General features: G+C 64.3%; 13 protein-coding genes. 6 read left to right on the top strand and 7 right to left on the bottom strand.

Translation table 11 applies throughout. The annotated features are described in order from the left end of the window. On the bottom strand, window positions 1–1,447 hold a 1,447-nt coding region (locus tag GJ700_RS30485; protein WP_195764056.1), incomplete at its 3' end, for a hypothetical protein. 333 nt (window positions 1,448–1,780) lie between these two features. Beyond that, the gene (locus GJ700_RS36350; protein ID WP_371868208.1) at window positions 1,781–2,524 is read right to left on the bottom strand and encodes a DapH/DapD/GlmU-related protein; all 744 of its coding nucleotides are present in this window, start codon (window positions 2,522–2,524) and stop codon (window positions 1,781–1,783) included. A gap of 151 nt (window positions 2,525–2,675) precedes the next feature. On the opposite strand from GJ700_RS36350, the gene GJ700_RS36345 reads away from it, so the two are divergent. The 6 genes from GJ700_RS36345 (at window position 2,676) to GJ700_RS30450 (ending at window position 9,046) form a co-directional block, all read left to right on the top strand. After that, window positions 2,676–3,560, top strand: a complete 885-nt coding sequence (locus GJ700_RS36345; protein WP_154381175.1) for a hypothetical protein — start codon at window positions 2,676–2,678, stop codon at window positions 3,558–3,560. A gap of 17 nt (window positions 3,561–3,577) precedes the next feature. Continuing rightward, complete coding sequence (locus tag GJ700_RS30470) at window positions 3,578–5,122, top strand: GlcNAc-transferase family protein (RefSeq protein ID WP_154381173.1); 1,545 nt, start codon at window positions 3,578–3,580, stop codon at window positions 5,120–5,122. Between the two features lie 257 nt (window positions 5,123–5,379). Then, on the top strand, window positions 5,380–6,573 hold the full coding sequence (locus tag GJ700_RS30465) for an RNA ligase RtcB family protein (protein ID WP_154381171.1): 1,194 nt from the start codon (window positions 5,380–5,382) through the stop codon (window positions 6,571–6,573). Next, on the top strand, window positions 6,573–7,205 hold the full coding sequence (gene prfH / locus GJ700_RS30460) for a peptide chain release factor H (RefSeq protein WP_154381169.1): 633 nt from the start codon (window positions 6,573–6,575) through the stop codon (window positions 7,203–7,205). Before GJ700_RS30465 ends, prfH begins: the two co-directional genes overlap by 1 nt. A 75-nt stretch (window positions 7,206–7,280) precedes the next feature. Then, on the top strand, window positions 7,281–7,841 hold the full coding sequence (locus tag GJ700_RS30455) for a hypothetical protein (RefSeq protein WP_154381167.1): 561 nt from the start codon (window positions 7,281–7,283) through the stop codon (window positions 7,839–7,841). 8 nt (window positions 7,842–7,849) lie between these two features. Next, window positions 7,850–9,046 (top strand): metallophosphoesterase family protein, encoded by a 1,197-nt coding sequence (locus GJ700_RS30450; protein WP_154381165.1) that lies wholly within the window; start codon window positions 7,850–7,852, stop codon window positions 9,044–9,046. Between the two features lie 10 nt (window positions 9,047–9,056). Here the strand turns inward: GJ700_RS30450 and GJ700_RS30445 are convergent, their stop codons facing one another. The 5 genes from GJ700_RS30445 to pgi form a co-directional block, all read right to left on the bottom strand. Continuing rightward, window positions 9,057–9,737, bottom strand: coding sequence for a hypothetical protein (locus GJ700_RS30445; RefSeq protein ID WP_154381163.1), 681 nt, complete (start codon window positions 9,735–9,737; stop codon window positions 9,057–9,059). A 135-nt stretch (window positions 9,738–9,872) separates the two neighbouring features. Continuing rightward, on the bottom strand, window positions 9,873–10,727 hold the full coding sequence (locus tag GJ700_RS30440; protein WP_371868205.1) for an SIS domain-containing protein: 855 nt from the start codon (window positions 10,725–10,727) through the stop codon (window positions 9,873–9,875). 11 nt (window positions 10,728–10,738) lie between these two features. Next, on the bottom strand, window positions 10,739–12,211 hold the full coding sequence (gene zwf / locus GJ700_RS30435) for a glucose-6-phosphate dehydrogenase (protein WP_154381161.1): 1,473 nt from the start codon (window positions 12,209–12,211) through the stop codon (window positions 10,739–10,741). Window positions 12,212–12,431: 220 nt separating this feature from the next. Continuing rightward, window positions 12,432–13,334 (bottom strand): SMP-30/gluconolactonase/LRE family protein, encoded by a 903-nt coding sequence (locus tag GJ700_RS30430; RefSeq protein ID WP_229507331.1) that lies wholly within the window; start codon window positions 13,332–13,334, stop codon window positions 12,432–12,434. After that, window positions 13,334–14,986, bottom strand: coding sequence for a glucose-6-phosphate isomerase (gene pgi, locus GJ700_RS30425; protein WP_154381159.1), 1,653 nt, complete (start codon window positions 14,984–14,986; stop codon window positions 13,334–13,336). The genes GJ700_RS30430 and pgi overlap by 1 nt, the downstream gene beginning before the upstream one ends. Between the last annotated feature and the right edge of the window lie 35 nt (window positions 14,987–15,021).

The raw sequence follows: 15,021 nt of genomic DNA, 5'->3' as shown, positions 1-15,021 counted from the left end.
CGGCTACGACTGAACCGGCTACGACTGAGCCTGCGACGACGGAACCGGCGACAACCGAGCCGGCAACGACTGAACCAGCCACGACCGAGCCTGCAACGACCGAGCCAGCAACGACTGAGCCGGCCACGACCGAACCAGCGACGACTGAACCGGCTACGACTGAACCGGCTACGACTGAGCCAGCAACGACAGAACCAGCCACGACCGAGCCAGCAACGACTGAGCCGGCAACGACTGAACCAGCCACGACTGAACCGGCAACGACCGAGCCAGCAACGACCGAGCCGGCCACGACCGAACCAGCGACGACTGAACCAGCAACGACAGAACCAGCCACGACCGAGCCAGCGACGACTGAGCCAGCTACGACGGAACCAGCCACGACCGCGCCAGCTACGACTGAACCAGCAACGACTGAGCCGGCCACGAGCGAACCAGCGACGACTGAACCGGCTACAACCGAACCGGCCACGACCGAACCTGCGACGACGGAACCGGCTACGACTGAACCGGCTACGACTGAGCCTGCGACGACGGAACCGGCGACAACCGAGCCGGCAACGACTGAGCCAGCTACGACCGAACCGGCTACGACTGCGCCAGCCACGACCGAGCCAGCCACGACGGAGCCAGCAACGACTGAGCCATCAACGACTGAGCCGGCCACGACCGAACCTGCGACGACGGAACCGGCTACGACTGAACCGGCTACGACTGAACCGGCTACGACTGAACCGGCAACGACAGAACCAGCCACGACCGAGCCAGCAACGACTGAGCCAGCAACGACAGAACCAGCCACGACCGAGCCGGCAACGACCGAGCCGGCAACGACTGAGCCGGCAACGACTGCGCCTGCAACGACGGAGCCGGCTACGACTGAACCAGCCACGACTGAACCGGCAACGACTGAACCGGCTACAACCGAGCCGGCGACGACTGAGCCCGCTACGACTGCGCCAGCTACGACTGAACCAGCCACGACAGCGCCCGCAACGACGGAGCCGGCTACAACCGAGCCGGCGACCACGGAACCGGCAACGACTGAGCCTGCCACGACCGAGCCTGCGACGACTGCGCCTGCGACAACTGAGCCAGCTACGACTGAACCAGCCACGACTGAACCAGCCACGACCGAGCCAGCTACGACGGAGCCGGCTACAACTGCGCCGGCGACGACTGAACCGGCGACGACCGAGCCAGCGACCACCGAGCCAGCCACGACAGCGCCAGCAACGACGGAACCAGCTACGACTGCGCCTGCGACAACTGAGCCTGCGACGACTGCACCGGCAGCCACGGAACCTGCCACGACTGCGCCAGCAACGACTGAACCAGCCACGACAGCGCCTGCGACAACCGAGCCTGCGACGACTGCACCGGCGACCACGGAGCCTGCTACAACCGCGCCGGCGACGACGGAACCGGCAACGACTGAGCCAGCCACGACCGAGCCTGCGACGACTGCGCCAGCTACGACGGAGCCAGCCACGACCGCGCCTGCGACAACCGAGCCTGCGACGACTGCACCGGCCACGACGGAACCAGCCACGACGGAACCGGCAACGACTGAACCAGCCACGACAGCGCCTGCAACGACGGAGCCAGCTACAACCGAACCAGCGCCGACAGCACCAGCGCCGACCACGACGTCCGAGCCAACTCCAACGCCGTCGCCGACCAGCGACTCCGGCAATAACGGTAATGGCAACGGTGGAGGCTCGAACGCCAACAACGGCTTTGGCAATGGCGACCAGACTGCCCCAGGTAATTCCGGCGGTCATAACAACGCTGAAAATGCCGGTGGCGGCACGTCTGCTCCGACGCCGACGCCTTCTCCGACTACGACGTCCGAACCAACCGTGACGCCATCGCCAACCAGCGCATCGGGTAACAACGGCAACGGCGGCGGCTCGAACGCCAACAATGGCCACGGCAACGGTGACCAGACTGCCCCGGGCAATTCCGGCAGCAATAACAATGCTGAAAACGCGGTTACGACCACGCCGGCACCAACCACGACGTCGGCGCCAACCGTAACGCCATCGCCAACCAGCGCATCGGGCAACGGCGGCGGTTCGAACGCCAACAATGGCCACGGCAACGGTGACCAGACTGCCCCGGGCAATTCCGGCAGCAATAACAATGCTGAAAACGCGGTTACGACCACGCCGGCACCAACCACGACGCCGGCGCCAACCGTAACGCCATCGCCAACCAGCGCATCGGGCAACGGCGGCAATGGCAACGGCGGCGGTTCGAACGCCAACAATGGCCACGGCAACGGTGACCAGACTGCCCCGGGAAATTCGGGCGGCAATAACAATGCTGAGAACGCAGTAACCACGACGCCTGCGCCGACCACGACATCGGCGCCAACCGCAACGCCATCGCCAACCAGCGCATCGGGCAACGGCGGCAATGGCAACGGCGGCGGTTCGAACGCCAATAATGGCCACGGCAACGGTGACCAGACTGCTCCGGGTAATTCCGGCAGCAATAACAATGCTGAAAACGCGATCACGACCACGCCGGCGCCAACTGCAACGCCTGAGCCGACCAGCGCATCGGGCAACAGCGGCAACGGCGGCGGTTCGAACGCGAACAATGGCCATGGCAACGGCGACCAGACTGCGCCAGGCAATTCCGGTGCTCATAACAACGCCGAGAATGCGGTGACCACGGAACCCGTGCAAACGCAGGCGCCAACGGTTGCACCAACCGAAGCGCCAACCCATGCGCCGACGCAGGCCCCAACCACGGCGCCGGAAACCGGCAATAACGGCAATGGCAATGGACACGGTTCGCAAGCCAACAATGGCCACGGCAACGGCGACCAGAGCGCACCGGGTAATTCCGGCAGCCATAACAACGCCGAAAATGCCGCGACGAGCGCGCCCGCGGCGACGTCCGCTCCAACGGTGGCGCCAACCGTCGCGCCGACGGCAGCACCGACCGCCGCGCCAACGTCGACGCCAGAGCCGACCACTGCTCCGGGCAACAGCGGAAACAGCAACGGCAATAATGGCAACGGTAACAACGGCAATGGCAATGGCAATGGCAACGGTGGCGGAACCGGCGGCGGCAAGACCAAATCCGGCTACCGCGTACAGGAAGCCAACGAGTCCAGCACCACGACCAAGGCTGCAAGCGACGACACGGGCAACAACCACGCCAGCACGACCGGCGATACGGATGCGTCCCACATCAAGGGACTGTCCGTGGACGGCAACCATACGGACAGCCTCAGTGCGCACGATAACAGTGCATCGTTGACAGGCCACGACAGTCTGCAGCATGATGCCACGACCGATATGTTCCACTTCGGCGACGTGCAGGGTGGAGCCGGGGTTGCCGGCGGCGCCAGCGGCAACTGGGCCGATGTGATCGAGATGGACTTCAGCCATGAGCAGGGTGCGGTGCAGGGCGGCGCGTGGACCGAGGAAATCGATGGGCAGAAGATTGTCGATGGCCATGTGCCGGCAGACGATCACCATGCTTCGTCGCACACGGACATCCACCAGACGCATGCCGACCACATCGACAAGTTGCAGTGGTAATTTAAAAAGAGGCCGATTTGCACCCGACGATATTTGTCTCCATTGCCAGCTACCGGGATCCCGATTGCCAGAACACGGTGCGGGACCTGTTTGAAAAGGCGGCCAGGCCGGAGCGGGTGTTTATCGGGATCTGCTGGCAATTCGTACCGAAGGAGGATGACGATTGCTTCGTCGTGGAGACGCGGCCGGAACAGGTGCGCACCATCCGCGTCCATGCCTCCGAAAGCAAGGGCGCCTGCTGGGCGCGCAGCAAGGTGCAGTCGCTGTGGCAGGGCGAGGATTATTTCATGCAGGTCGACAGCCACATGCGCTTCGTGCAAGGCTGGGACGAACTGCTGATCGGGATGCTGGCCCAATGCGACAGCCCCAAGCCGGTGCTGTCCACTTACCCGCTGACTTTCACGCCACCCGATACGTACGGCGACGAAGGCGTCGTTACGATTTATCCCAAATGGTTCGACGACTTCGGCGTGCTGGTGCAGCGCTCTGAAATGGCCAGCATGAAGGACGCGCCGCCCTTGCCGCGCAAGAATGCCTTTATTGGTGCAGGGCTGATTTTCGCGGCGGGACGCATCGTCGACGAAGTGCCATACGACCCGTATGTGTATTTCGAAGGGGAAGAAATCACGATGGCCGTGCGCATGTGGACCAGCGGCTGGGACATCTTTGTGCCGAACGCCGTGGTGGCGTTCCACGATTACGGACAGCGCCCGGAACGTCCCCGCCACTGGAAAGACCAGACCGACTGGGACAAGCTGAACCAGCACGCGCGCAAACGCATCCGCTACATGCTGGGCATCGATCCGGTCCGCGACGAGGACCTGGTCGACATCGAACGCTATGGGCTGGGCACGGCGCGTTCATTGGCTGAATACGAAGCCTTTTCCGGCCTGAACTTCGGCGTCCGCACGTTTCGCGGCGCGCTGCTGCTGAAGCCCGAACTGGCGCCGGACCAGCCGGCGCAATGCACGGCGCGCAAGGACATGTTCGTGCGCATCTGGCGCGACAATTTCTGGAATTGCGATGAAACCCGTTCCGGCTCCGGCTCGGCGCTGTCCGCGACCGTGGGGCTGCGCAAATGGCTGCCCGCCACGCTGAAGTTCCTCGGCGTGGAAATCGTGGCCGATGCCGGTTGCGGCGATATGAACTGGACCCGCGAGCTGGCGCCGGCATTGCGGCTGTACCTGGGCTTCGACATCGTTCCGGAACTGGTGGCCGATGTACGGGAACGGATGAAGGAACAGTCCAATTGCTTCTTCTCCGAGGCCGATATCGTGACCGCCACCTTGCCGCGCAGCGACGCCATCCTGTGCCGCGACGTCCTGACGCATTTGCCGCTGGAAGCCGTCATGATGACGCTGAAGCGCTTCCGCCAGAGTGGTGCGCGCTACCTGATCACCACCACCCACGCGACCGGCCGCAATGGCGCGATCCGCAACGGCGGCTGGCAGGCGCTGGACCTGACCGCCGCCCCATTCAACCTGCCGCCGCCCCGCATCATGTTTCATGAAGGGGGCACCAAGCACATTGCCGTGTGGGCCGCCACGGACTTGCCTGAATAACACGGCAGAAAAAAACGCTTGCCATTCCGTTGCGCATTCGTTAATGTGTTTGTCCTTTATCAATCAGTGCCAACCAGGAAAGGAGTTCAACATGATTTTCGCACGCCAAAAAACTTCCTCGATGGGCCTGGATCTCCGCGCGCAAGCCGCCGCCTGCTAAGCAACTGAGCAAGCGCCTCGCGCGCGATCCGTGCCGGCGTTAATGCGCCGCGCCATCCAGTGCCCGTTTTTCGCAATCTCCGTTATGGAATTCCGGAATGGGCAATTACATCCGTACCGTATCCGACCGCGCGACTGTCGTGGCGTCGGATCACCTGTGGCTCGAAGACTCGGCCATACAGCAATTAAAAACCACGTCCCTGCTGCCCGGCATGCGCCGCGTGGCAGGCTTACCTGACTTGCACCCGGGGCGCGGCTATCCGGTCGGCGCGGCATTCTTTTCAGCCGGACGGCTGTATCCCGCGCTGTGCGGCGGCGATATCGGCTGCGGCGTCGCGCTCTGGCATACCGGCATTGCCGCCGGCAAGGCCAGCCTGGACAAGCTCGACAAGCAACTGGGCAATCTCGACGATCCGCCCGACGATACCGAACTGGCGCGGTTGTGCACGCTGGACGCCGCGCTGGAGCCTGACCTGGCCGCGTTGTCGCAGCAATTGGCGGCAGCGGATTTACCGCCTTCCGGCATGGCGTCGCTGGGCACGATCGGCCTGGGCAACCACTTTGTGGAACTGCAGGCGGTTGACCACGTGGCCGATGGCGACGCGGCAGCGGCGCTGGGGCTGCGCCCCAAGTCCCTGCACCTTGCCGTGCACAGCGGCTCGCGCGGGCTGGGCCAGATCGTGTTGCGCCGCCACGTGGAGCAGCACAACCATGCGGGGCTTGCCGACGGCTCGCCCGAAGCGCTGGCTTATCTGGCGCAGCACGCTGCCGCGCTCACCTATGCGCATGTGAACCGGCGCCTGATCGCGTTGCGCGTGCTGGCGCGCCTGCGCGCGCAAGGGGCGCCGTTGCTCGATGCGGACCATAACTACCTCGCGCCCGCCGTCATCGATGGCGAAGCAGGATGGCTGCACCGCAAGGGCGCCAACCCATCCGGCCAGGGCGCCGTGCTGTTGCCCGGCTCGCGCGATGCGTGGAGCTACGTGGTGCAGCCGCTGCCAGGGGAGGGCGATCCCGGCCTGCAATCACTGGCCCATGGCGCGGGACGCAAATGGATGCGCACCGATTGCAAGGACCGGCTGGTACGCAAGGCGACGCCGGCGCAACTGGCGCGCACCTCATTTGGCGGCCGCGTCATCTGCGCCGACAAGGCGCTGATTTACGAAGAGGCGCCGCAAGCGTACAAGGATGTCGACACCGTGCTGGACAGCCTGGAAGGAGCGGGCCTGGCCCGTGCGATTGCACGGCTGCGCCCCGTGCTGACGTACAAGACACGCGGGGAGTGCTGCTGATGATCCTGTTTCAACTGACTGCCAATACCGGCCCGGCGGAATGCTGCCTGGCCGTACGCCACGCGCTGGCTGCGCTGGTAAAAGAAGGCGGCAAGCGCGGGGTGAAAGTCGAAATACTGGAAGAGCAGGCCGGTCCCGCGCAGGACACGTACAGCTCGCTCCTGCTGGGACTGGTCAGCCGCGAAGATAACGTGGCGGCGCGTGAACTGGCGGAGCGCTGGTCCGGCACGCTGCAATGGATATGCGACAGCCCGTACCGTCCCGGCCACAAGCGCAAGAACTGGTTCATCGGCGGCGCGGTGCATGATCCACCCGCGCCGCTGCCGGACAGCGAGATCCGCTATGACACCATGCATGCCTCCGGCCCTGGCGGCCAGCATGTCAACAAGACCGCCAGCGCGGTGCGCGCCACGCACGTCGCCACCGGTGTGTCGGTCCGCGTGCAATCGCAGCGCAGCCAGCTGGCCAACCGGCAACTGGCGGCACGCCTGCTGGCGGGCAAGCTGGAATCGCTGGCCGGCAGCCGCGCCGATGCGGCGAAAGCACAGCGCCACCTGCAGCATTCCCAAACCGAGCGCGGCAATGCCCGCCGCACCTTCGTCGGAAAAAGTTTCATCGAAGCGCAACGCTGATACGGAACTTTTTTCGCACTCCCCGGTCGAAGCGACTGGCCAGGCGCCGCGCCTGCGCTTTGTCGGGGGGATGCCATGGAGTCTGTCGGGCTGAGCGATGAGCAATTGCACAGGTTGCGTCGTGCGCTGCGTGATTACGGCCGCGTGCGCTTCCCCGCCTTGCAGTCGGAGCTGGACGACCTGGTGGCGCAAACGGTGTCCGATCTGTGGGAATTCCTGTCACTGCGCGAAACAACTCCGGCCGGCACAGGCCAAGACGACATATGGCGGCTGGCTTACACGCTGTTCCGCCGCCGTGCCGCCGATGCTTACCGTAAAGGTGCACAGCGCTGGGCGCTTGGCATGGACAGCCTGGATGGCTTGACGGAAGCGGACCAGTCCGACCCTGCCGATGCGCGTCACAAGCAGGCGCTGTTGTACCAGCGCATGTTGCGCATTTGCGTGGCCGAGCTGGCGCAATCGGATCCGCAAGACCGCTTGCTGCTGGCGGGCATTGCCGGCCTGGAGGACAAACCGCGCGGCGCGATGGCGGCGCGGGACCGGCAGCGCGTGCACCGCTTGCGGCGGCGCCTGGCGGAAGCAATCCGGCGCGAATTGGGGGAAGATGCGCAGCGCCTGCTGCGCGAAGACATTTAAGGGGCGCAATGATGAACTACCGTGATTACCAGGCCTTCCTGCACATCGTGCATGTGTCTGACATGCATTGCCGGGATGGCAGTTCACCGACGGACTTGCGGGCCGAGCGGGCCGTCCAGCGGCTGGCGCGGCAATTGCGCCGCACCGGCGCGCATCCGATTGCCGACTGGCTGGAAAGTTCCTGGGAGCAGGGGCTGGCCGGCCACGATCCGTCGGCGCATGACCGCATGTGCCGCTTCCTGCGCTGGTTCGCGGCGGACCGCCATTTTGGCGGCATCGAATGCTGGCTGCTCGACACGGGCGACCTCAGTTCAATGGGCGACCTGGGTTCGCTGGATACGGCCAGGCGGTGGCTGGATGACTATTGCCGCATCGTGCGCGCCACCCGCATGCTGGTGTTATATGGCAACCATGACGCGTGGCCGTGCCGCTTTCCGCTGGCCGCGCCGCGCGCGGAACTGGAGGCGCACCGCAATGCCTTGCGCAGCCGTTTCTTCCCGCCGTTGTGGCCGCAGGGACCGTTAGCCGTCGATATTCCCCATACGCGCTCGCGCCTGCTGCTGTCGAGTGTCAACAGCGCCATTGATGACCGCTGGTACAACACGTGGGCGTACGGCAGCGTGGAGCGGGATCCGCACTGGACCAGTTCACGGGGTGTGCACCAGATGCAAAAGCTGGCCGACGATACGGAACGGGGTTTCCATCGCGACCTGGTGACGCGCGATTTCCGTATCCTGGCGGTACACCATCCAGTCCACTATCCGCAGCGCCCTGCGTTTGGCATGGCGCTGCGTAATGCCGATGAGGTGGCCGATGCATTGATTGCGTTTGACCGCCGCCAGCGGGGCAAACTGGCGCATCTGGTACTCAGCGGCCATACGCATGCACCGTTCCCCGTACTGGGCGCGTTGCCGCGCTATGCGAAGGGCCAGCATTTGCAGCCGTTAACGGACGGGCAATTGCAGTTGATTGCCGGTTCGCTGTCGCAAATGCCCCGCGCGGCGGACCGCGCCGCCTGCAGGGATGGCCGGTTCGTGCCGCACCAGTTCCAGGTGCTGACCTTCTTTGCGCCCCCCGTGTGGCAGCGGCACCACCATCACGTGTTAATGGAGCGCCGCATCGTGGGCAGGCCCGGCGGCACGGGCGACTTCCGCATCCTGGTGCCGCCCGGCGGGCACGTGGAATCCGTACTGATGGAGTATTGATCCCGCCCGCCTAGCCATGGGTAAAGCGCAGCGACCCGGTGGCCAGCACGGTGGCGGCGATGCCGGGCTTGGCGGCTGCGGCGGCCATTGCGGGCATCGCAGGCATGGCGTGCGGCCTGCGCGCGGCGCGTTGCAGCGCTTGCTGGCTGACCATTTCCAGCAGCAAACCGCCCTGTTGCGGGGACAGGAAGAAACGCGAACAGATCAGTTCCCATTGCTGGCGCATGCCGCCTGTGGCGCGTTCCTGCCTTGCCAGCGTTGGCAGGAACGCGGCACAGGCGGCATGACGCGCAGTGGTGGTGTCGCCCAGGTTGACCCAGAATGTGGCGACGGCGCGCGCGAGGTCCATCGCGCGCCCGTGGATCCACAGGCGCGTGTCGGCCAGTTCCCATGAAGCGGGCTCGTCATTGGCGCCGGCGAGGGCGTTGGCCAGTCCGGCGGACAGGCGCCGCATTTCCGTGTCGAGCGCGGGTTCATCCTGCAGTTCAGCCAGGATGCCGTGCAATGCGGACAGCGCTTCGCCGGCCAGTGCTTCGGCGCCGGATTCCGCGCTCTGGCGCAGGATGGCCGTGCTGAATGCCTGTTCGGCGGCGGGCAGCAGGGCAGCGCTCAGCATATCGAGCAATGTGTTGCAAGCGGTTATTTCTCCCGGTTCATAGGACATTTCCGGGGCGTGATGGTTGGGATGCATGATGTCTTCTCCGTCGATGATCGATATCGCTGCCACGCGGCGCCGTATCCGGCTGGTCGCAATGGCAGTTACTATGTATATCGTTCGGCGAAGAAAATCGTGACAGACTGAGCTGAAAAAAACTCAGCCGCGCATTCAGCCAATAAAGGAATCGAACTGCAAATCGAATTCCTGCAGCGCTTTCTGGGCATTCTGCATTTTTTTGCGGAATTCCGGTCCGCGCTGCAACGCCAGGCCGACCGCCAGCACGTCGATGACGACGAGGTAAGCCAGGCGGGCCGAAATCGGCGTGTACGGGTCGATATTGAAGATCAGGTCGATCGGGATCAGTACGGTGGCCAGGTCCGCCAGCGGCGTGCCGGACGGCGCCAGCACGATGACTTCCGCGCCGCCGCGGCGCGCCAGTTTGACGGAACGCACCAGCGCCGGGCTGTTGCCCCGCTGGGAAATCGCCACCACCGCATCGCCTTCGCGCATCAGCGCGGCGGCAATGCTGTGGATGGCGGGGTCGGCGTACGCGACGGTCGGCACGCCGGAACGGAAAAACTTGTGCTGCGCGTCGGTCGCCACGATGCCGGACGTGCCCTGGCCATAGAATTCGATCTTGTTGGCTTTCGACAAAATGTCGAGCGCTTTCTGGATCGCTTCCGGGCGCAGGTTGTTGCGCAAGTCGAGCAGCGTATTGATCGACCGGCTGCAAATCTTGTTGATCAAGTCCGCCGCCAGGTCGTCCTGTGCCGGCTGCTCGTTCAGGCCCGGCAGGGCCAGCGCCAAACCCTGCGCCAGCTTCAGCTTGAACTCGTGCCAGCCATCGTAGCCCAGGGTGCGGCAAAACCGCACCACCGTGGGTTCGGACACTTGCGCGGTGCGCGCCAGCGCCGTGATGTTCTGGTCCACGATCCTGGCCGGGTTTTCCAGCACGGCGAGCGCGACCTTGCGCTCGGACTTGGACAGCGCATCGAGTTGGGTTCGGATGGAATCGAGCAGCACAGCAATACCTCTTAGTCTTCCGGCAGCGCTTCTTCGCGCCACTGCAGGCCGTCGCGGCCGATCAGCGCGCTGGCGGCGGCAGGACCCCACGTGCCGGATGCGTACGGCGTCGGCAGCGATTCATCCTGTTCCCAGTGGTTCAGGATCGGTTCCACCCATTCCCACGCGGCTTCCAGCTCGTCGCCGCGCATGAACAAGGTCAGTTGGCCGCGCAGCACGTCCAGCAGCAGGCGCTCGTAAGCATCCATGCGCGGCATTTTGAAGGTTTCGCGGAAGTCCAGTTCCAGCTCGGCCGGTTTCAAACGCATGCCTTCGCCCGGGGTTTTCGCCATCAGGTTCATGCGCAAGCCTTCGTCCGGCTGCAAGCGGATCACCAGGCAGTTCGGCTGGAAGCTCGACGTCGGCTGGTTGAAGATCGAGTGCGGGATTTGCTTGAAGCGCACGACGATTTCCGCCAGCGAATCCGCCATGCGCTTGCCGGTACGCAGGTAGAACGGCACGCCGGCCCAGCGCCACGTATCGATTTCCGCTTTCATTGCGACGAAAGTCTCGGTGCGCGAACGTTCCGGTGCATCCGGCTCGTCGCGGTAGCCCGGCACCGCCTGGCCATCGACGTGGCCGGCGCGGTATTGGCCGCGCACGATGTTTTGCGCCAGGGTGGCGGACGTGAATTTCTTCAGCGAGCGCAGTACCTGCAATTTTTCATCGCGGACCGCATCCGGTGCGATCGACGTTGGCGGTTCCATGGCGACAATACACAGCAATTGCAGCAAGTGGTTTTGCAGCATGTCGCGCAGTGCGCCGGACGTGTCGTAGTAGCCGATGCGGTTGCCCACGCCCAGTTTTTCCGCGATGGTGATCTGCACGTCGGAAATCCATTCGCGGCGCCACAGCGGTTCGAACAGGATGTTGCCGAAGCGCAGGGCCAGCAAGTTTTGCACGGTCTCTTTGCCCAGGTAGTGGTCGATCCGGTAAATCTGCGATTCTTCGAACACCTTGCCCACTTCGGCATTGATCTGCTTGGCGGAAGCCAGGTCGCGGCCCAGCGGTTTTTCCAGCACCACGCGGGAATTCTTCGTGGCCAGGCGGTTTTCTTTGAGGTTGTCGCAAATCTGCGCGAACAGGTGCGGCGGCGTCGCCAGGTAATACACGCGCGTCACGCTGTCATCCTTGCGCAGCGCGTCGACCAGGCCGCCGTACGTCGATGCGTCCGTTGCGTTCAACGACACGTAAACGATGCGGGCCGTGAAGCGGGCCCAAGCTTCCTCCGTCACCGCCGGCGACTTGATCAGCGGGCGCGATGTGCTGTTGACGATGTTGATGAACTCTTCCTGGGCGCAATCCTGGCGGCCCACGCAAATGATGCGCGCGGTCGCCGGCAGGTCGCCGCAGACGTCGCGGGAATACATTGCAGGCAGCAATTTGCGCATCGACAGGTCACCACTGCCGCCGAACAGAACCAGATCAAAATCGTTGAGAGCCATAATATGTGTGAGAATGAGTTGTGCCGGGATGTACCGTGCTACTTATGAAAATTTACTACACAAATTCTTAATAATCAAGAAAATTTACTACAACCTCGTTGGCGTCAAGTGCGTAGGGCGGTTTCGCGGCAGCGAAGCCGCCATGCTTGCGTGGCCGCCAGCTTTGGCTGCAACGTGATGCCGGCATGGCGGCTCGATGAAACCGATCCGCCCTACGGAGTCAGGACTCCTGGTATATGGCGGCGGGGCGGCCTGCCACATTGGCCTTCACTTGCAGCACCTTGCCGCTCAGCGGCAGGCGCGCCAGTTCTTCCGCCGGGCGCTTGCCCGCCGTCGTGATGTACAGCGTTGTCAAGTCGTCGCCGCCAAACGTGACCATGGTGGGGCAGCGCGCGGGAAGGGCAATTTCTTCGAGCAATGCGCCGGACGGCGACAGCTTGACGATGCGGCCCCCTTCAAACAGCGCGACCCAGTAATTGCCATCCGCATCGACGGCGGCGCCATCCGGGCGGCCACCGTAGTCCGGCGCGCTCTTGTCGCTGCTGAACTGGTGCAGCACTTGCGGGGCGGAAATGGCGCCGGCGGCGGCATCGAACGCATAGCGGGTGACCTTGTGGCCGGCGGTATCCGCGTGGTACAGCACCGTGTTGTCCGGGCTGAAAGCGAGGCCGTTGGAATTGACCACGTGGGTCGGCCACGCCAGGCGTAATTCTCCCTTGTCCAGCACGTACATGTCGGCCGCCGGCTTGTCGCGCGGCTCGTAAATGGTGCCGACCCAGAAGCGTCCCGCCGCATCGGTCTTGCCGTCGTTGAAGCGGGTGGTGGCGGTGTCGTACGGTGCGGCGGCAATCGCGGTCAGTTCGCCGCTGTCCGTGTTCAGGTGCATGATGCCGGCGCGCAGCGCCACGATCAGGCCGCCGTTGCTGCCAATGGCCAGCGCCGAGGGTTCGCTGGCCATCGGCCATTTGTGGTGGCGGCCGCTGGCCGGATGCAGGCTGTGCACGGCGAAGCCGTCGATATCGACCCAGTACAGCGTTTGCTGGTCCGGGTGCCACAGCGGGCTTTCGCCCACCTGCATCACGTCATCGCATGCCGCCGTGACCGTGTATGCCTCGTTACTCATTACCGCAGCTCCTGCGCGGCTTTCGCCATTTCAATCAAACCATTCGTCGAACTGTCGTGGCGGGACGGTTGCGGTTCACCAGTCAATTCCGCCTGGATGGCTTTCGCCAGGACCTTGCCCAGTTCCACGCCCCACTGGTCGAAGCTGTTGATGTCCCACAGCGCGCCCTGCACGAACGTCTTGTGTTCATACAGCGCGATCAGCGCACCCAGCGTGGCAGGATTCAGCACGTCCATCAGGATCGTGTTGGACGGACGGTTGCCCGGGAACGTTTTATGGGGCGCCAGTGCATCGATTTGCGCGTCCGGCACGCCTTGCGCCGCCAGCTCCGCGCGCACTTCCGCTTCGGTCTTGCCGGTCATGAACGCTTCCGATTGCGCGAAGCAATTGGCCAGCAGCGCATCGTGGTGGCCGTCCAGGTCGTGCGTCGGGCGCAGCGCGGCGATGAAGTCCATCGGCGTCACGTCGGTGCCCTGGTGCAGCAGCTGGAAGTACGCGTGCTGCGCATTGGTGCCGCATTCGCCCCACACCACCGGGCAGGTCGGCGTATCGACCGGATCGCCGCTGCGGGTGATGCGCTTGCCGTTGCTTTCCATGTCGAGCTGCTGCAAGTACGCGGGGAAGCGGTTCAAGTCCTGATGGTACGGTGCGATCGACAGCGAGGCGGCGCCTTCGAACTGGCGGTTCCAGAAGCCGACCAGCGCCAGCAGTGCAGGCAAGTTCTTTTCCAGCGGCGCGCTGCGGAAGTGTTCATCCATGTCATGGGCGCCGGCCAGGAAATCGCTGAAGTAGCCGAAGCCGATCGACAGCGCCACCGGCAGGCCGATGGCCGACCACACGGAATAGCGGCCGCCGACCCAGTCCCAGAACGGGAACATGTTGGCGGTGTCGATGCCGAATTTACCCACCGCGTCGGCATTGGTCGATACCGCGACAAAGTGTTTGGCCAGGCCGTCTTCCCGGCCGTTACGCAGGAACCAGCTGCGCGCCGTGTGCGCGTTCATCATGGTTTCCGCGGTCGTGAACGTTTTCGACGCGATGATGAACAGCGTGGTTTCGGCATTCACCTGGGCCAGCGCGGCATCCATGTCGTGGCCGTCGACGTTGGACACGAAATGCATTTTCAGGCGCGGGTGCGCATACGAGCGCAGCGCCAAACATGCCATTTTCGGGCCCAGGTCCGAGCCGCCGATGCCGATGTTGACGACGTCCGTGATCTGCTTGCCGGTGTGGCCCAGCCATGCGCCGCTGCGCACCCGGTCCGTGAAGTCGCGGATGCGGTCCAGCACGGCGTGCACATCGGCATTCACGTCCTGGCCATCGACCGTCAATTCCTTGCCGCGCGGCATACGCAGCGCGGTATGCAGGACGGCGCGCTGTTCGGTTATATTGATCTTCTCCCCGGCGAACATGGCGTCGCGCAGGCGCTCCACGCCCCGCTCGCGGGCCAGGGCCGTCAGGAGCTTGACGGTGGTGGCGTCCAGCCGGTTCTTGGAATAGTCGAGGAACAGGCCGGCGGCGCCGGTGGACAATTGCTCGAAACGCTGCGGGTCGGCGGCAAACAAGTCGCGCAACGTGCGTTGGCGGGTTTCTGCGTGGTGGGCTGCTAATGCCTGGTAACTGGCGGTGGTGGTCAGGGCGGGCTGGCGCATAGGTGTCGTGGGGCTATCGTTGGGACATCTGGTTG

Origin of the sequence: Pseudoduganella rivuli, from assembly GCF_009674485.1 — a bacterium.
GTDB lineage: Bacteria > Pseudomonadota > Gammaproteobacteria > Burkholderiales > Burkholderiaceae_D > Rugamonas > Rugamonas rivuli_B.
Note: the sequence above shows the minus strand (reverse complement) of the source record. Positions and strands in the feature narration are given on the sequence as shown.